Annotated in this window: 19 protein-coding genes; 2 read left to right on the top strand and 17 right to left on the bottom strand. The window is 67.3% G+C overall.

Features of this window, described 5'->3' with window-relative positions; genetic code table 11:
• Window positions 1-63 precede the first annotated feature (63 nt).
• From ACTIEY_RS07335 to ACTIEY_RS07400, 14 genes are all read right to left on the bottom strand, one after another.
• Window positions 64-765, bottom strand: coding sequence for a pilus assembly PilX family protein (locus tag ACTIEY_RS07335; protein WP_439518462.1), 702 nt, complete (start codon window positions 763-765; stop codon window positions 64-66).
• Entirely contained in the window at window positions 762-1481 is a 720-nt protein-coding gene (locus ACTIEY_RS07340; RefSeq protein ID WP_439518463.1) for a PilW family protein, read from the bottom strand. Before ACTIEY_RS07340 ends, ACTIEY_RS07335 begins: the two co-directional genes overlap by 4 nt.
• The gene (gene pilV / locus ACTIEY_RS07345) at window positions 1478-2026 is read right to left on the bottom strand and encodes a type IV pilus modification protein PilV (RefSeq protein ID WP_439518464.1); all 549 of its coding nucleotides are present in this window, start codon (window positions 2024-2026) and stop codon (window positions 1478-1480) included. Before pilV (ACTIEY_RS07345) ends, ACTIEY_RS07340 begins: the two co-directional genes overlap by 4 nt.
• Window positions 2020-2580: a GspH/FimT family pseudopilin gene (locus ACTIEY_RS07350; protein WP_439518465.1), complete on the bottom strand. Its 561-nt coding sequence runs from the start codon at window positions 2578-2580 to the stop codon at window positions 2020-2022. Before ACTIEY_RS07350 ends, pilV (ACTIEY_RS07345) begins: the two co-directional genes overlap by 7 nt.
• Before the next feature lie 36 nt (window positions 2581-2616).
• The gene (gene ribD, locus ACTIEY_RS07355; RefSeq protein ID WP_439518466.1) at window positions 2617-3735 is read right to left on the bottom strand and encodes a bifunctional diaminohydroxyphosphoribosylaminopyrimidine deaminase/5-amino-6-(5-phosphoribosylamino)uracil reductase RibD; all 1119 of its coding nucleotides are present in this window, start codon (window positions 3733-3735) and stop codon (window positions 2617-2619) included.
• A gap of 29 nt (window positions 3736-3764) precedes the next feature.
• Complete coding sequence (locus ACTIEY_RS07360) at window positions 3765-4232, bottom strand: type IV pilin protein (RefSeq protein ID WP_439518467.1); 468 nt, start codon at window positions 4230-4232, stop codon at window positions 3765-3767.
• Between the two features lie 25 nt (window positions 4233-4257).
• The gene (locus ACTIEY_RS07365) at window positions 4258-8559 is read right to left on the bottom strand and encodes a pilus assembly protein (RefSeq protein ID WP_439518468.1); all 4302 of its coding nucleotides are present in this window, start codon (window positions 8557-8559) and stop codon (window positions 4258-4260) included.
• Window positions 8560-8578: 19 nt separating this feature from the next.
• On the bottom strand, window positions 8579-9115 hold the full coding sequence (locus ACTIEY_RS07370; RefSeq protein WP_439518469.1) for a pilus assembly PilX family protein: 537 nt from the start codon (window positions 9113-9115) through the stop codon (window positions 8579-8581).
• Entirely contained in the window at window positions 9115-10161 is a 1047-nt protein-coding gene (locus ACTIEY_RS07375; protein ID WP_439518470.1) for a PilW family protein, read from the bottom strand. The genes ACTIEY_RS07370 and ACTIEY_RS07375 overlap by 1 nt, the downstream gene beginning before the upstream one ends.
• Window positions 10158-10655: a type IV pilus modification protein PilV gene (gene pilV, locus ACTIEY_RS07380; RefSeq protein ID WP_439518471.1), complete on the bottom strand. Its 498-nt coding sequence runs from the start codon at window positions 10653-10655 to the stop codon at window positions 10158-10160. The genes ACTIEY_RS07375 and pilV (ACTIEY_RS07380) overlap by 4 nt, the downstream gene beginning before the upstream one ends.
• Window positions 10656-10663: 8 nt before the next feature.
• Window positions 10664-11272: a GspH/FimT family pseudopilin gene (locus tag ACTIEY_RS07385; protein ID WP_439518472.1), complete on the bottom strand. Its 609-nt coding sequence runs from the start codon at window positions 11270-11272 to the stop codon at window positions 10664-10666.
• 111 nt (window positions 11273-11383) lie between these two features.
• A complete protein-coding gene (nrdR, locus tag ACTIEY_RS07390; protein WP_086124216.1) occupies window positions 11384-11833 on the bottom strand; it encodes a transcriptional regulator NrdR in 450 nt (149 codons plus the stop codon).
• Window positions 11830-13074 carry a serine hydroxymethyltransferase gene (glyA, locus tag ACTIEY_RS07395; RefSeq protein ID WP_439518473.1) on the bottom strand — a complete coding sequence of 415 codons (1245 nt, stop codon included), beginning with the start codon at window positions 13072-13074 and terminating at the stop codon, window positions 11830-11832. The genes nrdR and glyA overlap by 4 nt, the downstream gene beginning before the upstream one ends.
• Window positions 13075-13318: 244 nt before the next feature.
• Window positions 13319-14215, bottom strand: a complete 897-nt coding sequence (locus ACTIEY_RS07400) for a transglycosylase SLT domain-containing protein (protein WP_439518474.1) — start codon at window positions 14213-14215, stop codon at window positions 13319-13321.
• A 647-nt stretch (window positions 14216-14862) separates the two neighbouring features.
• Between ACTIEY_RS07400 and ACTIEY_RS07405 the strand changes: the two genes are divergently transcribed.
• A complete protein-coding gene (locus ACTIEY_RS07405) occupies window positions 14863-18486 on the top strand; it encodes a DUF748 domain-containing protein (RefSeq protein ID WP_439518475.1) in 3624 nt (1207 codons plus the stop codon).
• Between the two features lie 100 nt (window positions 18487-18586).
• Window positions 18587-21286: a DUF349 domain-containing protein gene (locus tag ACTIEY_RS07410; protein ID WP_439518476.1), complete on the top strand. Its 2700-nt coding sequence runs from the start codon at window positions 18587-18589 to the stop codon at window positions 21284-21286.
• Here the strand turns inward: ACTIEY_RS07410 and ACTIEY_RS07415 are convergent.
• From ACTIEY_RS07415 to ACTIEY_RS07425, 3 genes are read right to left on the bottom strand one after another with little or no spacing between them, the layout of a single operon-like run.
• Entirely contained in the window at window positions 21276-22136 is an 861-nt protein-coding gene (locus ACTIEY_RS07415) for a zinc-dependent peptidase (protein WP_439518477.1), read from the bottom strand. The two genes, ACTIEY_RS07410 and ACTIEY_RS07415, sit on opposite strands and share 11 nt — an antisense overlap.
• Before the next feature lie 14 nt (window positions 22137-22150).
• Window positions 22151-22966, bottom strand: a complete 816-nt coding sequence (locus ACTIEY_RS07420; protein ID WP_439518478.1) for a UDP-2,3-diacylglucosamine diphosphatase — start codon at window positions 22964-22966, stop codon at window positions 22151-22153.
• A gap of 34 nt (window positions 22967-23000) precedes the next feature.
• Complete coding sequence (locus ACTIEY_RS07425; protein WP_439518479.1) at window positions 23001-23507, bottom strand: peptidylprolyl isomerase; 507 nt, start codon at window positions 23505-23507, stop codon at window positions 23001-23003.
• Window positions 23508-23509 lie beyond the last annotated feature (2 nt).

Below are 23509 nucleotides of genomic sequence, written 5' to 3' on the forward strand. Positions count from 1 at the left end.
GCGCTGCAGGCGATCAGGACCAGACGGAGTAGCGGGATGCGATGCACGACGGGCCTTTGCGGTTCATGGAGTCGGGTTCTGCGGGTAGGGCACGAACACCGAACGCAGGTGCACGCGGGTGCCCGACTTTAGGCCCTGTACATAGGCCGTGATGCGGTAGACGAACGGATGACGGCGATCGGGCATCGGGGTGTCCCCTGCGGGGTTCAGGATGCCGCCGGCTTGCGAATACCGGAACACCTCCACCCAGTACCACGCACGCGGAGGTGCCGCACTCAGCAGGGGGTTGCCGTCGTCCCCTGGCACCGTTCCGGTGAACTGACCGTACGTCGCGGCAACCGACGACATGGCCGCGCGGTCTTGGCTCCAGACGTCCTGCAGCGCGTCCACGCTAACGGGCAGGCAGATACCCTGCAAGCACTGCCGGTGGCCGGCCACGACGCGCGCGTGCAGCACGTCGAGGTCCTCGTCGCCCTGCGGAAAGAAGGGGCTCGCGCCGGTGCCGCTGCGGCAGGGCGGTTGTGCCGCTGGATCGCTGTCGCATCGCGTTCCGTTGGCGCGCAGGCCCATGATGTCCAGTTCGGCGTCCCGGATGAGCGCCTCGGCGGCGGCGAACGCGCGCTGCGTGTCGCTTTCGCTGCCGACACGGCGTTCGGCGAGCCAACCCACCTGCAGGCTTCCGAGCAACGCGATGCTGGTGAGCAGCAGGGCTGCCAGCACCACCAGGAGCGCCACGCCTTGCTGTGTCGACCGCGAAGTGTTCACGCGCGGCTGTTGCGCAGGTTGATCACGCGTACGAGAACGCGTCGCATGCGGCCATCATCGGGCACTGCCTCATCCTGGCAGCCGGTGAGCGTGCTGGCCACGGTGCTGCGCGCCGGGCTCACCATCCGCAGGCACACCATGACGCCCTGCACCAGGCTCCAGTCGGCAGGGGCAGCGACGTACTGGACCCCGTCCCCGACGCGCACCGCGTAGCTCACCTGAAGATCTTCCACCCCTTCGATGAGTGGGAGGGGGTCCTTGCCGCCCGACCCCAGGCACCGGAGGTTGCCCTCGACGATCTCGAATCGGTTCCGGATGCGATCGCCGATCGGGGGTTTGCCCAGGCAGTCGCGGGCGTCGATCGAGGGATCAGCGTCCAGGCCGGTGCGCAAGGTGTCGGGCGCAGTCCCGCTGCCCTGCGTGCCGTCCACCAGCGCGGGCACGCCCGCGGGGTCGACGGCATGAAATTCGACCGTGCCGCCCGGGACTTCGACCAGCCGCCGCGCCCCTGCCTGCCGCACCTGGTGTTCGATGATGCGCATGGCGGTGGCCGCGTCCTGGTGCAACCGCATCGCTTCGCCCAGCACCGTGGCGGTGGCGCGCGAGTGCGCCATGGTGCCGATGGCCGCGACGGAAATCAGCAACCCCATCGCCAGCGCGACCAGGAGCTCGACCAGACCGACACCGCGGTGACGCCGCTTGCATCGCCTGTTCATGGCCGCACGTACACGAGGTGGCAGGTCAGGCCGGAGGGGCACCGGGTCTCGACGTCGTCGCCTTCGGCTGCCGGGAGGGGCGGCTGGCCGAAGGGCGTCGTGCCGGCGTCGGCCCAACCGAGCATCACCCCCAGCTGACGCGGATCGGTTCGCGACACGAACACCCGTGCGTCGGCGCCAGGTAGTGCTGTCTGCCATGAGCGTTTCCAGCGTGAAAGATCGTGCCGCGCCAGTTGCGCCCCCGTGCACGGTCCGCTCTGGCAGTCGGGCGCGTTGTCGACGTGCACGCCCCAGTCGATCTGGTAGGAGGCCGTGCCCGCGGGCGCGGCGCGCACCAGAGGATTGAGCTGCATGCGTTCCAGGAGATCGTTGGCCATCTGCACGGCGGCGGCGCGTGCGTTCGCATGGCGTGCCTGGGCGAGCGTGCCCGCCTGCAGACCGGCCAGCCCCAACACGCCCAGGGCCAGGATCAGCATCGCCACCAGGCTTTCGATCAGGCTCACGCCCCTTTGGCGTGGAAAGAGGGCGTGGACGCGCTTCAGCATGAGGCAGCGCCTTTCACGGTGCGCACGCGACTGCCCGCGGGAAAGCAGACGATCACGCCATCTCGGGCCGAAAAGCCATCGCCCGCTGGGTAGATGCGCAGACTCGTGCCGGCCTGGGTGACCTGTCCGTAGCGGTCAATGGCCACGGCCCCGACATTGACCGCGCCGGCCTTGATGAACACGGTGCCCGGCGGCAGCTCCGCGGTCTGCAGCAGCGCTTCATCGTCGTCGAAGACCTGATTGCCGTTGGCGTCCGCGAACATGCGCCAGCCACAGCGCCAGTCGGCATTCGAACTGGCTTCGGGGCAGGGCTGCACACGCCGCAACACCACGGGTTGACCCAGGCGAATGGCCTCGGTGCGGGCCAGCTGGATGGCGCCGATGACGTTGTCCTTGAGCGTCTCGACACGATGGCGGCGAGCCATGCTGGCGAAGCTGGGTGCCGCGAAGGCGACGATGACGGCGAGCAGGCCCATTGCGGCCAGCAGTTCCACCAGGGTGAAGCCCTGAACCTGCCTTTCAGGGGTTTGTCGGGTCAGCCGTGCCGTTTTCATGGCCGGCACTGTAACGCAGAAAAGAGAACTAAAGAACTATCTTTTCTCGCTTGCGTTGTTCTGAACGCGGGCCAGGAGGCGCAAATCGGCGCCGACCATCTCGGGGTGGGCAATCGCCAGGCGAACGCCATGGCTCAGCTGCTGCAGCGGGCCGAAATCCGCCAGGCGGGCGCCCGCACCCAGCAGGCAGGGCGCGAGGTAGAGGAGCACTTCATCCACGAGTCCTTCGCGCAGGAAGGAACCGTTGAGTTTGCTCCCGGCCTCCACATGCAGTTCATTCACCTCGCGCCGACCCAGGTCGTGCAGCATGCCGGACAGTTCGACCTTGCCCCCTGGACCCGGCATGGGGATGAGCGTGGCGCCCCGGGCCTTCAGGCGGTCCATGGCATCTTCGTTGTCGCTGGCGTGGTAGATCCACACCTGGCGCGGCAGGCCGTTCCCAGGCGCCTCGAACAGTCGGGCGTCGGGCGGGGTCTTGAGGTGGCTGTCCACCACGACCAAGTGAGGCTGCCGGGGTGTTTCCACCAGCCGCACGTCCAGCATCGGGTCGTCTTCCAGCACGGTGCCCACGCCGGTCAGCACGGCACAGGCGCGGGCTCGCCAGGCGTGTCCGTCGGCGCGCGCGGCGTCACCGGTGATCCACTGACTCACCCCGTTTTCCAGCGCCGTGGTGCCGTCGAGCGAAGCGGCCATCTTCATGCGCACCCACGGTTGGCCTTTTGTCATGCGGCTGAAGAAGCCGACGTTGAGTTCGCGCGAGGCCAGCGCCCATGCGTCGTCTTGTGGCAGGAGATCGACCGCGATGCCCGCGGCGCGCAGCCTTTCAAGGCCCTTGCCAGCCACCAGGGGATTGGGGTCGGTGGTGGCCACCACCACCTTGCCGACCTGGGCTTGCACGAGCGCGTCGCAGCAGGGCGGCGTGCGCCCGTGGTGCGAGCACGGTTCCAGCGTGACGAAGGCCGTGGCGCCCCGCGTGGCTTCTCCCCGTGCCTGGGCATCGCGCAAGGCCATGATCTCGGCGTGAGGGCCTCCGGCTTGCTGCGTGTGGCCTTCACCGATCGCCCGACCATCGGGAGCCACCAGCACGCAGCCCACGCGCGGATTGGGGTTGGACAGGCGCAAGGCCAGCCGGGCCAGCTCCAGGGCCCGTGCCATGGCGCCGGGTTCGGCGCGCCCGGGCGCCATCACCTCCAGCAACCGGCCGGCGTGGTGCCTGTGGCGCCCTTGGCGCCCGCCTGGTTCAGCGTGAGGGTGGCGCACGCGGTGTCGCCGGCTTGCGGCGCACCAGGTACGGCCTGGAGGATGTAGGCGGTGGCCGTGGGGTTGGCGGAATAGCCGAAGGTGTAGATGCCAGCCAGATCGGTGCGGCAGGTCAGGTTGGGCAATTGCGCGGACGTCATCGCGGTGGCGCAGCCGGCGCCGGTGCGGTTGTAGGCCAGGCAGGTGGTGAAGTTGCGTTCCGTCCACTGGGCCAGCTCCATCAGGCAGGCCCCGGCGGTGGCCCGCCGGGTCTTCTGCATGTAGGCGGTATAGCTGGGGAAGGCAATGGCCGTGAGGATGCCGACGATGGCCACCACGATCATCAGCTCGACCAGCGTGAAGCCACGCTGTGCCCGCAGGGCGCTGCGCAGGGGATGAAAGGGGTTGCTCATGTCTTGAATCCAGTGAAGGAAGTGGTCAGTCCCGAATGATCTCGCGCCAGGTCAGGCGACCGCGGATCGGCACGGCACCGGTGTTGACGCGGATGTCTTCAACCGTGCCCTTGGAGCCGCCCACCGCGAGCCGGTTGCCCACCAGGATCGCTTCGCCCGGCATGCCCACGCCGAGATCGATCGAGCCGATGTAGTTGCCGGCACCGCCCAGCACATCGTCGATGAACTGGCCATTGTCGTTGACGTCGAAGAATGGCCTTGACAGTCGGGCGCCAGTGTACGGGTTGATCGCGTTCAGGTAGCCGTTGCCGCCAGGGGTGCACTCGTCCACCACCGGAATGATCGAGCTCACCAGCAACGTGGGCTCGGCCAGACGGAAGATGTTGGAAGCCGTCACGACGCGCTCGGCCGTGGCTGGCGCTGGCGGTGTCGGCCAGTCGAGGTAGAAGCCCGAGCGGCCCGCCATGTCGCCCGCGGCGGCGGTGGCGAAAGTGCGCACCGGAGCGCCATTGAATGTGCCGGTCGTCTGCACCGCGCGAGACATCAGGTTGGTGCGGCCATTGATCGGGGTGTTCCGGTCGATCAGGCCATACCAGGTCTGCTGGGCGGTGGAGCCAGGGTCGGTGGTGCGGAAGTAGCTGCCGGTGCCGAAGTGGATGAATCGCTGTCCGAAGTTGACGTCGGAGGACGCGTCGTTGCGCGTGATCCGCATCGGCGCGGTGATCGGCTGCGGCACGTTGGCTGCGTCACGGGCCTGGAAGAAGGGCGACATCACAGCGTTGGCGGCCGCCCAGTTGGTGGCGTTGGCACCCGACAGGTCGAATTTCCAGACGTTGCCGTACAGGTCGCCCGCATAGACGTAGTCCACCCGGCCATCGTTGTTGCTGTCAAAGAGGCCCGGTGTTGCCAGGCCGTTGTCGCCCGCCACGCCGGTGTCGATCTTCAGCACCAGCGCACCCGTGACGAGGTTGAAGATGTACAACACGGCTTTCTGGCTGGTGCTGTTGTAGCCGTTGCCCACGATCACCACGCGCTGGCCGTCGTTCATGGTGGCCAGCACAGGCCGGCCCAGCATGTAGCCCAGGTCCGGGTCGGTGGGCGAGAAGTACTCCCAGAGCACGTTGGCGGGCGCGAAGTTCACCGGGTCGGTGACGTCCAGCCCGAAGAGCCCTTTGCCGCCCCGGCCCAGCGTGGCCACGAGGTAGTTGTTGGTGATCACCGGCGTGCGGGAAGACACCACGATGTCGCCGTCCACGAAGTATTCATGCTGGTCGTTGTAGGCCGGTGAGGCCGTGTTCCTCAGGCGGGGCAGCACGCTGCTGGGAATGTGCCCAAACAGCTCTGCGCCCGTGCGGGAGTTGAAAGCGTGCAGCATGCCGTCGTTGGCGCCCACGTAAACAGTCTCCGTGTCTCGCACATAGGCGGGCGAAGAGTGCGCAATGTCACCCAGCACGGTGTTGACGGAACGATCGCGCAGGGTGCCGCCGTTCTGGATTTCCAGCGTGCGCTGACCTCGAAGGTAGTTCAGCAGGGGCTCACTGTTGTTGACCAGCGCCTGCTCGGGTGCGGAAAGATTGGCCCAGGTGAACAACTTGCCCTTTTCCGGGCCCGTCGCGTCAGACCAGTACGTGATCTTGCGGGAGTCGTGTGCCGGGATGTGGTCGGCGGCACGCCAGGAAGCGATCGAGCCCACCCCCGCATCGGTGACCGGGTAGGCCGCCAGGTCGCCCGACCAGCGCGTGCTGTTGAAGGTGGCCTGATAGACCAGCGAGTCGGTGGAGAGCACCGTGCTGTTGGCGATGATGTTGCCACCGCTGCCGCTCTTCTCGATGATGTTGTCGAAGGCTTTGCGCAGGGCTTCGCGCAGCCTCAGCGGGTTCTGCACCAGGAAATAGGTGTCCGGCACGCCGTCGTTGTTGGCGTCCCATTCCAGCGGGAGATCTGGCGTATTGCTGTTGTTGCGGTCGACGAAGCCACCCCACTTGGCGGCGTACCAGAGCGGGTCGCGCAGCAGCGTGGCGCCGCCTGTGCCGGTGTTGGGGGTGAAGACGAAGGTGTTGCCTGTGGCGCCCACGCTGGGCAGCGTGGCGCAGTCGGCAGGTGGCGTGGTCACGTCGCAATAGCCTGGCGTGCGACCTGCCGGCACGTTCAGGAAGTAGGAGCCCGAACCCGTCTCGTCGCGGGCCACGAGGTACACCCCGTCCTGGGTGCTGCCGGAGATCACGTAGCCCATGTTCTGGTAGATGCCACCGGCCTGGTAGGTGGGCCGGACCGTGACGGACAGCGTGTTGTCCGCATTGGCCAGCACGGTGTATTCGGAGATGGCGTCCATGTCGTGGTCACCGCCTTGCTCCACGTCTTCGAAGTTGATCTGGAAGCGGGCGTAGTAGCGGCCACCATTGATCGAGGCGTCGGCGTCGGCAGCGCCCGAGTTGGCGATCTGTTCGACGTAGAAGTCGACGATCTGGTTGGTGGGCTGGTAATTGCCTTTGGTGGCAGAAATCCCGGAACCGCCCACCGACTTGGAGAACGGCACCAGGTTGATGATCCGGCCGTTGGGCAGGCGTGCTTCGATGCGCGGCAGCGGTGAGCTCAGCGCCACCACGTAGTTGTCGACCGACTGCCGGCCTTGCAGCGAAGGGCGCAGGTCGGTCGTCTTGGCGTAGTACGACATCGCCGCCGAGTAGTAGCTGCCCTGCTTGGTCGGCTCTTCCGGCGCCAGGCCGCGAATGGTGCCCAGCGAGGTCACGCTCTTGGGCGTGGGTGCGGCGTCGTAGGAACCGGTGCCCGTGCCCGACTGGCCGATGAATCGCATGCCGGTGATGTTGGACTCCACAGCGGTCATGGTGTTGCCCAATGTCGTGACGTTGAGGCCCGTGATGTCGCCGGCAAAGGTGTTGAAGGTGCTGCCGGGCATCGTGTCCGAGTCGAACGACGGATTGATGTCGGAGATGGTCAGGAAGTTGGCGCGTGAGCAGAACGACGCCCGGGCCGCGCTGGTGTTGGAGTAGGGGTCGTCCCAGGCCACACTGCTCAGGCCCACGGCCGTGTCGAAGGTGGTCGACGTGTTGAAGGAGGTGGTGGCGGAACCCTGGCCCGCGTAGTAGCGAGTGGCCTCGTAAAGCATCTCACCGATCGGGTTGCCCCAGTCCACCAGCTGGCCTTCGGTCGCGGCCAGTGCCGAGTCGGTGTATGGGTTGGACTTCCAGTACTCGTCCGAACTGCTGCTCTGGTTGAAGCCGCGAATGCGCAACCGGTTGAAGGTGTTCACGATCCGCGCGTTCGTCTCGAAGATGCCGGTGTTGGCCACGACTTCGTTCGAGAAGGAGGACACCACCTTGCGCAGCCGACCGCCGGACATGTGGTTGTCATAGCTGCCGGTGAGCAGGCCGAAGAGCATCGAATCGTTTTCGCCGTACTCGTGCAGCAGGCCGATCGGCTTGTATTGCCCGTTGGGGTACCGGCGGCATCCGGCGTTGTAAGTGGCTGTGCACACCAGCACGCGGACCGTGTTGTCGACCTGTGCGTCGGTCCCGGCGGGGAAGCCGCCCGACGACAGGTTGTCGTGCAGCACCGGGCGTTCCTTGGAAGCCCACTCCCACACGCGGCGGTCATTGCCGACGTTGGTGCGCATGCGCAGGAGCGGCGCCATGTTGCTGCAGTTGTCGAGCGTGCTGCAGTTGACGCCGCGGTTGGCGGTGAGGTTGCCGAAGAAGTGCCGGCGGTCGGTGGCAGTGGGCTGCGCCAGCGGCGTGTAGTCGCTGATCAGGTAGCCGTCGGTGGCCTGGCTGTGGTATTCCTTGGCCCAGCTGTGCGCGTCCTGCGGAATGTAGGCGCGGCGCAGGATGGTCTGGGTGGCGCTATCCACTTCGCGGAAGCCACCGTAGAGCACCTTGCGCAAGGCATCGATGCGGCTGGTGGTGACATAGTTCAGCCAGTTGCCTGACCACCGGTGCGTGGTGCTCGCTGAACAGCGGCCCTGCGCATCGGCGGTGGCGCCGGGGCTGTACAGACCCGTGAGGCCAGAGCCGCTGTAGGCGTAGCACAGCGTCGAGTCGAACAGGCCGTAGTACGTGATGGCCGGCTTGAAGCGCGTGTCCAGCGTGCCGTCGCCGTCGATGTCGCTGGCGTCGTTGTAGGCCTCGTAGAAGAACTTGTGGTCGCGGCCGGCCACCAGCATGGTCATGGGCCTGGCGCTGATGGTGGCGCCCAGCGGCTTGCTCGGCCAGGGAAAGACGGTTTGCGACTGGACGCTGAGCGTCGCCAGCACGATGGCCGTCATGGCCACGATCTTCAACGCGGTGTTCAGGTGTGACAGGCTTTTCATGGCGGTACTCCGAGGACAATCATTCGGCGGCAAAGATCGACTGCAGCATCACCGCCGCCCGGTCGTTGCCGGCGTTGCTGCGCGCCGTGATGCGGTAGCGCTTGCAGTCGGTTCCAGCAGACGGCGTGCCCGGCTGGCAGGGAAAGGTGTTGCCCAGGTACTCGACGATGTACTGGGGCGTGATGCTGATGGGGCCGTTGGCCACCACGGTGGCGTTCTGCCAGCCGGCAAAGGAGGCGTCTGCCCAGCGCATGGTGGCGTTGGCGGCGGGCGCCCCGCACACCCCCGCCACGCAGGCGGCCAGCGCAGCGGGCGTGGGCACCGTGGTCTCGACCAGGATCTCGGCTTCCCGCAGGGCGGCTTCGGCCGCCTGGAAAGACAGGCTGCGGTCGAAGGTCTGTGCGGTCATGCGTTCCTCCAGCGTCACCGTGCGCAGCGCGCTCAGCCCCACCAGGGTCATGATCACCAGAAGAATCAGGGCAACGACCAGCGCCACACCAGCCTGGCGCTGGGGCAGGGCGGCGTGGCGGGAGGAGAAGCGGCGTGGTGTTTTCATCAGGCAGGCCTGTTGCGCAGGTTCACGACGTGGATGAGCTGGCGCTCGACCGGCTGTTGGTTGGTGCCGACCGCGTTCTGCGTCTCGAGCGTCAGGCGCAGTCGAACCGCCACCACCTGAGCTGCGGCGCCCTGGGTCCAGTCGGCAATGGCCGCAGCCGTGACCCAGTTGGAATCCAGCGTGCCCGTGGCGCTGTTGCGCAGCAGGTAGTCCAGCTGCATGTCGCGCACGCCTTCGGCAATCTCTTCCGTGCCACCGGCGTTCACACGGAACAGCGAACGACCCCCACGGGCGTTGTTGCCGACGTACCAGGTGCTGGCCGTCATGAGGGTGACGAAGCCGCCGGGCTGGAATGCGCGCGAGTTGCCCGTTTCGCTGGAGCAATCGGTAGGGAAGTTCAAGCCCTCGCTGCAGTTGTCGGTGATGCCGGCGCCGTTGTCGTGGGCCACCACGGCCGACGTGCCGGACGTGGCGTTGGTGAGCTTGGCCAAGGCGGCCGACTGGCCGTCGCAGACCACGACGATGTTGTTGGTGGCGAAACCGTGGTTGATCGTGCCGAGCGTGATCTGGGCCGTGCCCGCGTCGTGCGAGGTGATCGTCACGCCGTCGAACATGCCGCCGCTGAGCACCCGCACGGCATCGGTGCCGGCCACCCGTTCATTGACGGCCGCGCCGGTGGCGACAATCCCGGTCGCGGCCTGTGCACCATCGAATCCCTGGAGCACGCCGGCTTCCCAGTTGGAGGTCCATGCGGTGGTCGCGTTGTTGAGCACGTTCGCCATCAAGGTGGCACCACACAGGTTGCCGCCCGCCTGCCTGACTTCACGCGCCATGAGCTCGAACGAAATGCGGGCGTTTTCCTGCAGCCGGCCCAGGTTCTCGTTGGCCCGGAAGGTCTGCTGGTTGGTCATGAAAATGTTGATCACGCCGCCGATGAGCAACAGGCCCAGTACCAGCGCCACCATCAGCTCGACAATGCTGAAGCCCGCCTGGCGCAAGCGCGCGGGGCGGGTCGGCGATTGGGGGAAACGTGCGGTGCGGCTCATAGGCGGCTCGTGGTTTCGAAGCGCTGGGCACCCAGACCGCCAGCCCGGCTGTCGTCCCAGGTGATCTGGATGGTGCACACGCCGTTGACATCGCAGCTGATGGCGCCGCAGGTGGTGTCTTCGTTGCCCAGGCTGGTTCGCAGACTCTGCAACCAGTCCCGGCGGTTGTTGTCCGACAGCGTGGCCCCGGTGATGGCCAGCGGATTGCAGATCGGCGCGATCACGCCCGCACTCACGGCGCCCGTGTTGTAGGTCAGCGAAACGGCCGAGGCGCGGTCCGCGCGCATGGCGTCCAGCATGTAGTAGCTCAGCATCACCGCCTGGCCGCGCGCATAGCTGCTCTGGTTCGTCTTGAGCGCATTGGCCTGCAGGCCGGCCATGCCCAGGAGCCCGAGGGCCAGGATCAGCACGGCCACCAGGATCTCGATCAGACCCACGCCGCGCTGGCGTTGGTGCCCGATCGGGCGTGCTCGAAGGGTGCGGGCAGGGCGCATGCGGTTCCTCATGGTGCGGGGCAGTTGGCCGCCACGGAAGCGGGCGTGGTCGTGGTGACGCGCCCCGAGGCGGTGATGGCGATGTCGCGTGCACGCCGGGTGTCGGCCAGGGCGCTCGCGGTGCTGCACACCCGCAGCGTGCCGGCCTGCGAAGCGCCGCTCATCAGCTTGGCCTGGCCGTCGGAAGCGAAAGACACGAAGTTCGGCACGCCGGCAGAGCCCACCATGACGATGTTGCCGCTGGCGGCAGCGTTGACGGAGAGAATGGCTTCACCACCGTCGACCGTGGCGTCGGTCGACGACCGGGTGGTGTCGATGAAGATGATCCAGCCCTGCGCCCAGCCGCCACCCGTGGTGCAGGCGGTGGCGTTCGCGCTCTTGCACACGGTCACGCGCGTGCCGCGGCGGATGGCCTCGGTCCGGGCGAGCGCCAGCGCACTGACCACATCGTTGGTGCTGCTGGTCAGCCGGTTCGAAGCCACGGCAGACTGGAAACTGGGCACACCCACCGCCAGCAGGATGGCCATGATCGCCACGCCGACCATCAGTTCGATCAGCGTGAAACCCGCCTGCAGGCCGCGGACACGTCCAGGCCAATAGGTAAATGAATGTTTCACGTCCGAATTGTGGGCGGGGGATACCCCTGGGACGAGGGACAGACGCCGAAGTGCCGTCTGGAGAGGATGGACGGTCGAGGCCGTACCGGACGTCACGAAAACCGGCCTGTTTCAGCGCCGGACTTCGTCCACCAGGGCCCTGAATTCGTCGATGTCCTCGAAGCTGCGGTAGACGCTGGCAAAGCGGATGTAGGCCACCTTGTCCAGCTTCTTGAGCTCGCGCATCACCATTTCGCCCAGCCGCGTGGCCGGGACTTCGCGCGCGCCCAGGTTGAGGAGCTTTTCCTCGATGCGCTCGATGGCCGCGTCCACCTGTTCCGTGCTCACCGGGCGCTTGCGCAGCGCCAGCGCAAAGGAGGCGCGCAACTTCGCCGGCACATAGTCCACACGTCGCCCGTCCTTTTTCACCACCGCGGGGAAGCTCACTTCCGGGCGCTCGTAGGTGGTGAACCGCTTCTCGCAGTGGCCGCATTGCCGGCGGCGCCGGATGAAATCCGCGTCCTCGGAAACCCGGGTCTCAACGACCTGGGTTTCCAGATGGCCGCAGAAGGGGCATTTCATCGGTAAACAGGGAAACGGGCTGTGAGAGCGTTCACCCGGGCGCGCACGGCATCGATGTTCGCGGCGTCGCGCGGGTTGTCCAGCACGTCGGCGATCAGGTTGGCCGTCAGACGCGCCTCTTCATCCTTGAAGCCGCGAGTCGTCATGGCGGGTGTGCCGATGCGCACGCCGCTGGTGACCATCGGCTTTTCGGGATCGTTGGGGATGGCGTTTTTGTTGATCGTCATGTGGGCGCTGCCCAGCACAGCTTCGGCTTCCTTGCCGGTGATGCCCTTGGCCCGCAGGTCCACCAGCATCACGTGGCTCTCGGTGCGGCCACTGACGATGCGAAGGCCTCGGGAAACGAGCGTTTCGGCGACGATGCGCGCATTTGTCAGCACTTGCTGCTGGTAGGTCTTGAATTCCGGTGCCAGTGCTTCCTTGAATGCCACCGCCTTTGCAGCGATGACGTGCATCAGTGGTCCGCCCTGGAGCCCGGGAAAGATGGCGCTGTTGATGGCCTTCTCGTGCTGGGCCTTCATGAGAATGATGCCGCCGCGTGGACCCCGCAGGCTCTTGTGCGTGGTGGAGGTGACCACGTCGGCGTGCGGCACCGGGTTGGGGTAGATGCCTGCGGCGATCAGGCCAGCGTAGTGCGCCATGTCCACCATGAACACAGCGCCCACGTCTTTCGCCACCTTGGCAAAGCGCTCGAAGTCGATGCGCAGGCTGTAGGCAGAAGCGCCGGCAATGATCAGCTTGGGTCTGGTTTCGTGCGCCTTGCGCTCCATGGCGTCGTAATCGATGGCTTCCTGGTCATTGAGGCCATAAGACACGACGTTGAACCACTTGCCGCTCATGTTGAGCGCCATGCCGTGGGTGAGGTGGCCGCCTTCGGCCAGGCTCATGCCCATGATGGTGTCGCCGGGCTTGAGGAAGGCCAGGAAGACCGCCTCATTGGCCGACGCGCCGCAATGCGGCTGCACGTTGGCGGCTTCGGCACCGAAGATCTGCTTGACGCGGTCGATGGCCAGTTGCTCGGCGATGTCGACGAACTCGCAACCGCCGTAGTAGCGCTTGCCCGGGTAGCCTTCGGCGTACTTGTTGGTCAGCTGCGTGCCCTGCGCGGCCATCACGGCGGGCGAGGCGTAGTTCTCGCTGGCAATCAATTCGATGTGGTGTTCCTGGCGCGCGTTCTCCGACTGGATGGCGGCAAAGATCTCGGGATCGGTTTGTTCGATCAGGTGCTGGCGGTCGTACATGGCAGTCCTTCAAGACGTGGAACCTTGCGCGGAGACAAGGGCTGCCCAGGCGAACGGCTGAACACCGGAACCGTCGCGATCCCGGCGGTACGCTTCCCAGTGGTTGTCCCAGCGCCGCTCGATTTGAAGGGGTCAGGGGGGCCACGTCAGCGCCGGCCCCCGAGCCTTGAAGGTCGGGGTCGCGCGCCTATCGCCAGTTGCGTACCCGGCGAGTTTAGCCGAGCCCGCGAGTCCGACGCGCCGATCAGGAGCGCGTCAGGCCTGCGGCTGGCAGGTGCGGCTGGGCCGGGCCTTCGGCTTCCAGCTCGGCGGCGGGCTTGGCTGGCACGGCCTCCACCGGTGTGGCTGGCGCCACCACCGGAATCGGACGCACCTGCGGCACATAGCGCTGCATCGGCTTGCCCTTGGCCACGCTCTGGATGCGAAGGTGCTCGGCCATCACCTTGTTGATGTACCAGCTGCCGTCGGTGCTGACGGCGCCCACGTACAGACGCAGTCCGCCTTCGACCGAGCCCGCACGCTTGATGCAGTCCTGCAGCACGCGCACACCCACCCGTAGGTTGGACATCGGATCGAAGGCCGCCAGGTGACCGCCGAAGTCTTCGTACTTGTCGGTGTGCACCCGCGTGAGCACCTGCATGAGGCCCTGGGCACCCACGGGGCTTTGAGCAAATGGATTGAAGCGCGATTCGACCGCCATCACGGCCAGGATCAAGGTCGGATCGAGGTTGGCCTTGGCGCCGATTTCATAGGCTTCTGCGACCAGAGCGCCAAGCGGTTCGGCGGCCACGCGGTATTTGCGGCTGAGCCAGTAGGCGACGTTGGCCTGTTCCTTGGGCAGCGCGGCGGGCAGGGCGGCCGTCACGCGGTCGATGGCCGTGGGCTCGGCGGCGTACACGGTGTCCTCGGCCAGCGCCTCCTGACGCTCGAGCAGCCAGCCCAGCAGCTGCTGTTCGGCGTTCTGGCGCAGGTCGGCGCGCGCGCTCAGGGTGATGAGGGCCACGGCCAGCAGCGTGCCCATGAGGGCCAGGCTGTTGTGCGTGATGTCGAAGAAGCCCTGGTAGGTGTCCCGCAGCGCGGTTTTCAGGGATGCCACGGCACCTGTGGTGCTCTGTTGTGGCGATGCGGTGTTCGCGGTCATGGGATCGCTCCTTGGATGGGGTCGCCATCGACGGTGGCCTCGTGGGAGGAGGTCGACTTAGCCTTTCTGGCAGCGTTGGGGGAAGCCCGGATCGGGCAAGCGAGCGGATCGTAGGGGGTTATTAATACTCGGTCAATGTTTTTGAATCAGTTTTTAACAACTAAAAGTCATGTACAAGTGTTAGAAAACGTAAGCGTGCGGACTTCCATAGCGCGGATCCCAGTGTGATCAGGGCTTGCCGGGCGACGCATTGGTAACGACCGCTTGTCGGCTCGTGACCACCTTTCATGTTCCAAAATGCGTTTCCCGGGTCGCTGAATGGCATTTCCGGGCGCGATTGAAAATCTCCATGGCAATTCCCGGCCCGCGCCTTGATCGTGCAGGGCGCCGGGAGTAACCTGTATCTGCCTGTTCGATGACAGGCGCACGCTGGCAACGCGGTGTACCGCACGCTGGCAACCAACGGGAGCAATCTGTTGCTTCCAGGCTGGAGGGACATCCAACTCCCACCGCCAAATCGACGGCAAGAGCATTTCGCCCGCCGTCAACCCCGGCAGGCCTCGCTTGCCGGGGTTTCTTTTTGGCGGAGCGAATAGGCCGGGGAGCATCGGCGACACTCGCGCTATCGAGCAGCCATCCATCGCACCATGAACGCCCTGTCCCTCCCGAAGAGCAGCAGGCCCTGGCTGAAGCGGTTGCTGATCGCGCTGGGCGCCTTGCTGGTGCTGTGGGCCCTGGCCTGGCTCACCGTGCCGCCCTTGCTGAAATGGCAATTGCAGAGCCGGGCTTCAGAACTGCTGGGCCGGGTGGTGACGGTGGAACGCATCGATTTCCGACCCTGGTCGCTGGGGCTCACCATCGAAGGCGTGCGGGTGGCCGACGCTTCGGGTAGCGGCTCCCAGTTCTCGCTCGATCGCCTGTATGCCAATGCGGAACTTCAATCCCTGCTGCGGTTGGCACCGGTCGTTTCCGCGCTGCATGTCGAGCAGCCCCGGCTGAGCCTGCGACACCTGGGAGAGGGCCGGTACGACGTCGACGACATCCTGGCGCGCCTGCGCCCCGGCGAAAGTGCAAAGCCCTCAGAGCCCGGGCACTTTGCACTGTTCAATATAGAGGTGGTGGGCGGCGAGCTGGATTTCGTCGACGACGCCACCGCGTCCACGCACCGTCTCACCGGCCTGAAGCTGGGCGTCCCGTTCCTCAGCAACCTGCCCTCCCGGCAGGCGGTGGTGACCGAGCCTCGCCTGGCCTTCGTCCTCAATGGCAGTGCGTTCGACTCCGGTGCCAGCACCACGCCCTTTGCGCGGACGCGCGACACCGAGGCCCGTCTGGACATTCCCTCCCTGGACCTGGCGCCCTACCTGCCTTACTGGCCGTCCCAATGGCCGGTGCAGCCCCGCGCCGGCAACTTGCAGCTGGCGCTCAAGGTCGATTTCGAGTACCAGGACCAGCCCAGACTGGCGGTGTCGGGCAAGGCAGCGCTTGCAGGGTTGCGCGTGGTCGAGCGGCTGGGCTCGTCGGACGAGGCGGGCTTGCTGTCTTGGGATCGACTGCAACTGGATATCAACCACCTGGAGCCTCTGGCGCGCGAGGTCGACCTGGCGTCGGTGGTGCTCCAGTCGCCCCGGCTCGAGCTGGCGCGCGACGCGCAGGGCAGTTTGAACCTGGCGCGCATCGGCGCGGCACTGGCTGCCCTGGCGCCAGCGCCGACCGGGCCGGCGCCTGCCCCGGCGGACACCCCATGGCGGGTCAGCGTGACCCGCCTGTCGCTCGAAGACGGCGCCTTGCCATGGCGGGACGCGTCCGTGCGGCCGGCGGCGGATCTGGCATTGACGGCGCTGAGTGTGCAGGTGCAAGACCTGCGCTGGCCCACGGTGGCGCCGGTGCCGTTCGAAGCCAGCGCCCGCCTGGGCGACACGCCCATCGACCTGAAGGGCAGCGCCACGGCCGCCGAGGCGCAGGCGCAGCTCACACTGGGCGCGGTGCCGCTGGCCACCTTCGCGCCTTATCTGGCCGAGACGCTGGTGCCCGAGCTCGATGGGCGCCTGCAGGCAGACATCGGGTTGGCCTGGCGCGCTCCACGCGACGCGCAGCCCATGGGTCTGTCGGTCCATGTCCCCAGGCTGCAGATGGACGCCTTGCGGCTCGGCCCCGCACGTCGGCCCCTGGCCAGCCTGGCAGCCTTGCAGATGACCGATACCCGGCTCGACCTGGGCGCGCGCACCGTGACGGTGGGCAAGGTGCTCGCCAGCCGGCTGGAGGCAAGCGTGCAGCGGGACCCGAGTGGGCGATGGCAGGTGCAGGACTGGGTCAGGCCCTCGCCAGGCCAGCCTGCCGAAACCCCCCGGCCCATGCCCTGGCAGGTGACGCTGGCCGATGTGGAACTGGATGGCGGCAGTGTGACGCTGGACGATCGCCTGCCGGTGCGGCCGGTGAGTGTGGCCGCGAGCCAGCTCAAGCTGCAGGTGAAGAACCTGCAACCGCTGGCGAGCAAGTCGCCCGACATGCCGGTGGCGCTGCAACTGCGGCTCGGCCCGGCCAAAGCAGCGCGCGGCGAGTCGGGCCGTCTGTCCGTTGCGGGAACCTTGCGCCTGCCCGGCCTGGACGACGGCCTGCGCCTCAAGGCGAGGGTGCAAGCCGACCGGCTGCCCTTGCAGGAGTTCGAACCGTATTTTGGCGACCGCCTGAACCTCGAACTGCTGCGCGCGGACGCCAGCTACCAGGGCTCCGTGGAGGCGGCGTTGCCGGCTTCTGGCTTGCGCCTGAGCTTGGCGGGCCAGGCCGGGCTGGACGATTTCCGCGCCAATACGCGCTCCCCGGCGGAGGACCTGCTGGCCTGGAAATCGCTGCAGGTGCGCGGGCTTGCCCTGGCCATGGCCCCGGGTCAGGCCACCCGGCTGGCGGTCGAAGAGACGGTGCTGAGCGACTACTTTGCCCGGCTGATCATCGACGAGGCGGGCCGCATCAACCTGCAGGGCCTCATCAGGCCGCCGGAGGCAGAAGAGGGTGTCGCTGCTTCCACGCCTGCGGCGTCTGCGCCGCTGGCTGCCGCGTCATCGGGCCCACCTGCAGACATCCGCTTCGGGCCCGTGAGCCTCGTCAACGGCCGCGTGCTGTTTTCGGACCGTTTCATCAAGCCCAATTACTCCGCCAACCTGAGCGAACTCACGGGCGGACTCAGTGCCTTCGCCAGCGCCGGCACCGCCACCGATGCGCCGCAACTGGGCGATCTGACCTTGCGCGGGCGTGCGGAGGGCACGGCGGCGCTGGAGATCGACGGCAAGCTCAATCCGCTGGCCAGGCCCCTGGCCATGGACATCCGAGGCAAGGTGCGCAACCTGGAGTTGCCGCCGCTTTCCCCCTACACCGTGAAGTACGCGGGCCACGGCATCGAACGCGGCAAGCTCAGCGTGGACGTGGCCTACAAGGTCGAACCCAGCGGGCAGCTCACGGCCAGCAACCAGATCATCCTCAACCAGCTCAGCTTCGGCGACCGGGTGAGCGGGAGCGAGGCGCCCAACCTGCCGATCAAGCTGGCCGTCGCCCTGCTGGCCGACCGAAACGGGGTGATCGACATCAACCTGCCCGTCAGCGGTTCGCTCAACGACCCGCAATTCAGATTGGCGCCGCTGATCTTCCGGCTCATCTTCAACCTCATCGGCAAGGCCATCACCGCGCCCTTCTCGCTGATTGCCAGTGCCTTTGGAGGCGGCGGGCCCGAGATGAGCCAGGTGGCGTTTGGCGAGGGTCGCCAGACGCTGGACGCCGCCAGCCGCGAGCGTCTGGACGCGGTGGCCAAAGCGCTGGCGCAAAGGCCCGCGCTGCAGGTGACGGTGGTCGGGCAGGCCGATCTGGAGAGCGAGCGCACGGGCTACCAGCGCTCGCGGCTGGACCAGCAGGTGCTCGCCGAGAAACGGCGCGCACTGGCCCGGTCCGGTGCGGCGCCGCCAGAAGGCCTGACGGTCTCGGCCGAAGAGTACCCGGCGCTGCTCAAGGAGGTGTACCGGCGCGCCGACATTGCCAAGCCGCGCAACGCCATCGGCATCGCGAGGGACATCCCCCAGATCGAAATGGAAGCGCTGCTGATGGCGGCGGTGCCGGTCACGGCCGACGCGCTGCGCGAACTGGCCGTGGCGCGAGCGGTGGTGGTCAAGGAGTACCTGGCGAGTCGCGAACTGCCTGAGGAGCGCCTGTTCCTGGGGGCGCCTTTGCTGGGACGACAGGGTGAGAACTGGCGCCCTCAGGCCGAGTTGAAGCTGGCTCCTCGCTGAGCGTGCGTGCGCGTGCGGTGTCGCGCGCCAACTGCGGCGACAATATGTGTTTGGTCGCGCCGCCGTGGCGCCGGCTGCGAATCGATCCAATCCTCCCCCCATGTCGCTGTTTTCCTTGCGCAAAGCCCCGTCTTCGTCCAACGCTTCCGAATCTGCCGTGAACACGCCCACCTCTCCCAAGTCCGCCAGCGCCCACGCTGCCCACCCGTTGGACGCCGTGACCGGCGGTGCGTTTTCCGCGCCGACCTCCGGCGAGCGCGCCGCGCGCATTCGCACCTGGCTGGCCACCGATCCTTCGATGGAGCAGATGAACGAGGTCTTCAAGGAACTCTCGCACCGCGACCGCGGCGCGGCCAAGCCGCTGAAGGAAAAGCTCGATGAAGTGAAGCGCCAGAAGTCGCAGGAGCAGATGTCGGTGGAGTGGGCGCAGAAGGCCCAGGCCATGATCGATCAGTCGCGCCTGAACCTGGCCGACGCGCTGGCCTGGCAACGCGACGCCGCCCGCGCTGGTGCGCCGCTCTCGCGCGAGCCGCTGGCCGCGCTCAAGCAGGCGCTCGCCGAGCGCGTGAAGGCCATTGAAGACCTGCAGCACCGCGTGCAGGTCGAGCGCGAAGCGGCCGTGCTGATGGCCCAGCGCATCGAGGTGCTCTCCACCAAGCCATGGCGCGAAGCCCAGCAGATGGCCGAGACGCTGCGCGCCGACGTGGACCAGTGGCAGCAACAGGCGGGTGCCTTGACGCAAGACCCGCAATGGGCCAGCGTGGACGTGAAATTCCCGCCCATGCTCGACGCGTCTCGCCAGCAGCTCCAGATCGTGTGGGACGCCTTTGGCGCGGCGCTCGCGCAGACCGTGGCCGCCGATGCCAACCCGCAGGCGCCGCTGCCCGCCGTGCCCGTGTGGGCCGACGAGCTTCGTGCCGCGCGCGGCCAGGAGACGTCCGCCAGCGTGGAGAAGAACGCGCAGGACTCACTGGCACACCAGGAGCGCCGCGCGCGCGCCGCCGCAGACCTTGAAGCAGCGCTGGTGGTGCTGGAGCGCGAGCTCGCCGAGGGCCACGGCAAGGCCACGCCCAAAGCCGCTGCCGACGTGCGAGGCCTGCTCAAGAGCCACGGTCGCCTGGTGGGCGCCGCACTGGAGGGCCGCGCCAACGCCGCGCTGGCGCAAGCCGGTGAACTTGAAGGCTGGCAGCGCTGGCGCGCCGACCAGTTGCGCGAGGAACTCGTGGCCAAGGCCGAAGCATTGCTGCAGGCGCCCGAAGGTCAGCGGCTGGGAGGCCGCAAGATGCAGGAGACGCTGCGTGCCCTGCGCGACCAGTGGAAGACCACCGACCAGGGCGGCCAGCCCAACCACGCGCTTTGGAAACGCTTCGACGAAGCCTGCACCGAAGCCCACAAGGTGGTGGAAGCCTGGCTGGTGCAGGTGCGCCAGCAAAGCGAGGCGCACAAGGCGCAGCGCCTGGCCATCATGGAAGAACTGCGCGCCTGGACGACGGCGCACGCCGAGAGCACCGACTGGAAGAGCCAGGTGCGCGAGCTGCATGGATTCTCCGAGCGCTGGCGCGAAGCCGGCCACCTGAGCGAGAAGGCCTTTGCCGACATCCAGCCGGTGTGGAAAGAAGCCATGCACACCGCGCACGCCCGCCTGGAAGCGGCGCAGGCCGAGAGCACGGCGCGTCGCAAGGCGCTGATCGAAGAGGCCACGCAACTCGGGGCAGCGCCCATGCTGCGCATCGACGCGGTGAAGGCGCTGCAGCAGCGCTGGCAAGCCGAAGCGCATGCCGTGCCGCTGGAACGCAAGCACGAGCAGAAACTCTGGGAGGCGTTTCGCCAGCCCATCGACGAGGCCTTTGCCCGCAAGAGCACGGAGCGCGAGAAGGCGGTCACGGCGCTCAGCGCGCACGACCAGCGCGTGCTGGACGCGTCTCGCGCACTGGAAACCGCCAGTGCCGGCGGCGACGCGCAGAAGATCCGTGCGGCCATGGGTGCACTCGAGGCCGCCCTGAGTGCGCAGCCCGAGACGGCTGCCGCGCCCGTCGCGCAGAAGCCTGCGGCCATGGAATCGAGTGGCGATGCGGCCTCTCCCGAAACGCCCACCACTGAGGAAGCGCCTGTTGAAGCGGCCACGCCGGCACCCGCACCTGCACCTGCCACGCCACCGAAGAAACTGGTGGCCATGCGCGGCGACGATCGTCCCGGCATGAAGAAGACCGAACCGGCAGGCCGAGACGCGCGCCGTGACGGCAAGCCCGGTGGCCGTCCCGATGCGCGCGGCGGACCGCGAGATTTCCGCGACGCCCGAGCGCCGGCTGGCGCCTGGCGTGAGGAACGCGAACCGCGTGGGCCGCGGCTGGGCGATGCCGCCTTCCGCGCGCAGCGCCAGGCACTGGAAGCCGCCCAGGCCAGCCTGCGCAAACTGGCCGCACAGGCCCATGGCGAAGTCATCACCCAGCTCATGACCGCCTGGGAACAACGCGATGCGGAGCAGGTGCCGAGCGCGCAGGCGCTGGGAGCGCGGGTGAACGGCCCGAGCCGTGCGGCCTGGGTGGCCGCCCTGGGCAAATCAGCGGCTGCGCTGGGTGCAGAGACCTTGCTGCGGCTGGAAATGGCCGCCGAAGTGCCGACCCCCGCGGAGCACCTGAGTGAGCGGCGTCTGCTGCAGCTCCAGCTGCTCACGCGCCGCCACGCGGCAGCGCCCGCGGACACCTGGGTGGAAGACGTGGCTGCCGTCCTGGCGTCCTCCTTCGACGCCTCGACCGCGCGCCGGCTTCAGAACGCGCTCAAGGTGTTGCTCAAGCGTTGAGCGTGCGGGCCGCGCGGAAGAAGCCGTCGTACAACGGCATGAGCTCGGGAAACTCCAGGGCGAAGCGCTCGCGGTTGACGAAGTACGCTTCGCAGGTCACCGCGAAGAACTCCGCCGGGTCCTTCGCAGCGTAGTCATCGAGCCAGGGCACTTCGCCTCCGAAGCGCTCGGCCATCGAGACCGCTTCGCGAAACCGGTCGTACGCCGCCTGCATCGTCTGGTGCCAGATCTGCTGCGCGCGAACTCTCTGGCGGGTGCCCAGGAATCCACCGGGCAGGGGCGGCGCACCATCGGGGGAATCTCCCAGGCGCATGCCCAGCATGTCCATCTTGTGGGCGAACTCGTGGATGACGACGTTGTGACCGCGCTGCGCCCGTTCGCCCGCGTGGGCCACGTCTTCCCAGCTCAGCATCAGAGGTCCCCGGTCCATGGCCTCGCCTGCGATGACTTCGTCGTAGTGGTGCATCACGCCAGCGCTGTCCATGGTCTTGCGCCGCGCCACCACGGCGCCGGGTTGCACCACGATGCCCACGAAATCGCCGTACCAGTCCAGCAGGTCTCGCGCATCGCGCACGGGCTCGCCCGAGACGCCGTGCATGTGCAGCAGCGGCAGGCAGGCCTGCGCCGCAATGGCCAGGGCCATGGCGTCCGAGACCGCCAGCCCGTTGGCGCCATGGAACTCCTTCTCCATCAGGAAGTGCGCGCACAGCAGGCGCAGGCGTTCCTGCTCCGACGTCTGCAATTCAGCCAGAAAGGGGTGTTCGGTAAGCGTGGCGCGCCACAGGGCATCGGGCAAGGGGGTGGGGCGCCTGAGCTTGCGCGGCAACCAGCGCTGGATGAAATCGATCATGTCAACGGAAGCGTCTAGCCCGCGCAAAGTGGCAGGCGGTGCAGGCCCAGCGAGTCCAGGCGCAACACTTCGGCACGGGGTGGTGTGGCACCGGCGTCCCAGTCGCTGAGCACGGTGCGTCCGAGCCCATGACCCAGCGCATGGTCGGCGGGCCGGTGGGTGTGGCCATGGATCAGCGCGTGGGCGTGTGCGTGGCCGAGCCATGCGCGAGCCGCGTCAGCGTCCACATCGGCCCACAGGCTGGGGTCGTTGCCGGTGCGCCGCTTGCGGGCTTCGCTCTGCGAGCGCAGCTCACGCGCCACGGCGTCGCGCTGCGCCAGCGGCTGCGCCAGGAATTCGTTTTGCCACGATGCCTGACGCACCTGTTCGCGAAAGCGCATGTAGTCGGTGTCTTCCAGGCAGAGCGCGTCGCCGTGGCTGAGCAGCCAGCGCTGTTCCTGAAAGACCAGCACGGTGGGGTCGTTCAGGCTGTGCATGCCGCTGGCGGCCAGGGCCTTCGGGCCGAACAGGAAGTCACGGTTGCCGTGCAGGAAGTAGATGGGCGTTCGCCGGCTGTGGGCTTGCAGCGCGGCCGCACAGTCACGCTGGAACCGATGCTCGTCCGTGAGGGGGCTCGGCCCATCGAGCACGTCGTCGCCCACCCAGACCTCGAACAGGTCGCCCAGGATGAACAGCGCATCCGCAGGGCCCGGCGAGGGCTCGCGCAGGTAACGCTCAAAGGCTTCGAAGGTTTCCGGCTCGCTGGCCTGCAGGTGCAGGTCGGAAATGAAATCGACCGCTTGCCAGCTCGCAGGTGCGTTCAGCTCGGCAAAGCGGTCGATCGGAGTCACGTGCATGGAAGCAGGGGCGGGACGCCCCCGACGATCAGAGGGCGACCGCCTTTTCGATCACGACGTCGTCCTTGGGCACGTCGTCGTGGAAACCCTTGCGCCCCGTCGGCAGTCCTTCGATCTTCTTCACGATCTCGCTGCCTGACACCACCTTGCCGAACACGGCGTAGCCCCAGCCCTGAGCGCTGGGTGCGGTGTGGTTGAGGAAACCGTTGTTGGCGACGTTGATGAAGAACTGAGCCGTGGCCGAATGGGGGTCGCTGGTGCGTGCCATGGCGACCGTGTAGGTGTCGTTCTTCAGGCCGTTGTTGGCTTCGTTGGCGATCGGTTTGTCCGTGGGCTTCTGGGTCATGCCGGGTTCGAAGCCGCCGCCCTGCACCATGAAACCGGGGATGACACGGTGGAACACCGTGTTGTCGTAGTGACCTTTGGCCACATACGCGAGGAAGTTGGCGGTGGACTGGGGGGCTTTCTCGGCGTCGAGCTCCAGCGTGATGACGCCGTGACCGGCAATGTGCAGTTCGACTTGGGGATTGGCCATGG

This window comes from Hydrogenophaga sp. (assembly GCF_051858985.1).
GTDB lineage: Bacteria > Pseudomonadota > Gammaproteobacteria > Burkholderiales > Burkholderiaceae_C > Hydrogenophaga.

What these genes read in the sequence shown, in the direction of transcription:
- ACTIEY_RS07340 (WP_439518463.1), bottom strand. Translation starts at nt 1,481, where the DNA reads ATGAACAGGCGATGCAAGCGGCGTCACCGCGGTGTCGGTCTGGTCGAG.
- pilV (WP_439518464.1), bottom strand. Translation starts at nt 2,026, where the DNA reads ATGCTGAAGCGCGTCCACGCCCTCTTTCCACGCCAAAGGGGCGTGAGC.
- ACTIEY_RS07350 (WP_439518465.1), bottom strand. Translation starts at nt 2,580, where the DNA reads ATGAAAACGGCACGGCTGACCCGACAAACCCCTGAAAGGCAGGTTCAG.
- ribD (WP_439518466.1), bottom strand. Translation starts at nt 3,735, where the DNA reads ATGGCACGGGCCCTGGAGCTGGCCCGGCTGGCCTTGCGCCTGTCCAAC.
- ACTIEY_RS07360 (WP_439518467.1), bottom strand. Translation starts at nt 4,232, where the DNA reads ATGAGCAACCCCTTTCATCCCCTGCGCAGCGCCCTGCGGGCACAGCGT.
- ACTIEY_RS07365 (WP_439518468.1), bottom strand. Translation starts at nt 8,559, where the DNA reads ATGAAAAGCCTGTCACACCTGAACACCGCGTTGAAGATCGTGGCCATG.
- ACTIEY_RS07370 (WP_439518469.1), bottom strand. Translation starts at nt 9,115, where the DNA reads ATGAAAACACCACGCCGCTTCTCCTCCCGCCACGCCGCCCTGCCCCAG.
- ACTIEY_RS07375 (WP_439518470.1), bottom strand. Translation starts at nt 10,161, where the DNA reads ATGAGCCGCACCGCACGTTTCCCCCAATCGCCGACCCGCCCCGCGCGC.
- pilV (WP_439518471.1), bottom strand. Translation starts at nt 10,655, where the DNA reads ATGCGCCCTGCCCGCACCCTTCGAGCACGCCCGATCGGGCACCAACGC.
- nrdR (WP_086124216.1), bottom strand. Translation starts at nt 11,833, where the DNA reads ATGAAATGCCCCTTCTGCGGCCATCTGGAAACCCAGGTCGTTGAGACC.
- glyA (WP_439518473.1), bottom strand. Translation starts at nt 13,074, where the DNA reads ATGTACGACCGCCAGCACCTGATCGAACAAACCGATCCCGAGATCTTT.
- ACTIEY_RS07400 (WP_439518474.1), bottom strand. Translation starts at nt 14,215, where the DNA reads ATGACCGCGAACACCGCATCGCCACAACAGAGCACCACAGGTGCCGTG.
- ACTIEY_RS07405 (WP_439518475.1), top strand. Translation starts at nt 14,863, where the DNA reads ATGAACGCCCTGTCCCTCCCGAAGAGCAGCAGGCCCTGGCTGAAGCGG.
- ACTIEY_RS07410 (WP_439518476.1), top strand. Translation starts at nt 18,587, where the DNA reads ATGTCGCTGTTTTCCTTGCGCAAAGCCCCGTCTTCGTCCAACGCTTCC.
- ACTIEY_RS07415 (WP_439518477.1), bottom strand. Translation starts at nt 22,136, where the DNA reads ATGATCGATTTCATCCAGCGCTGGTTGCCGCGCAAGCTCAGGCGCCCC.
- ACTIEY_RS07425 (WP_439518479.1), bottom strand. Translation starts at nt 23,507, where the DNA reads ATGGCCAATCCCCAAGTCGAACTGCACATTGCCGGTCACGGCGTCATC.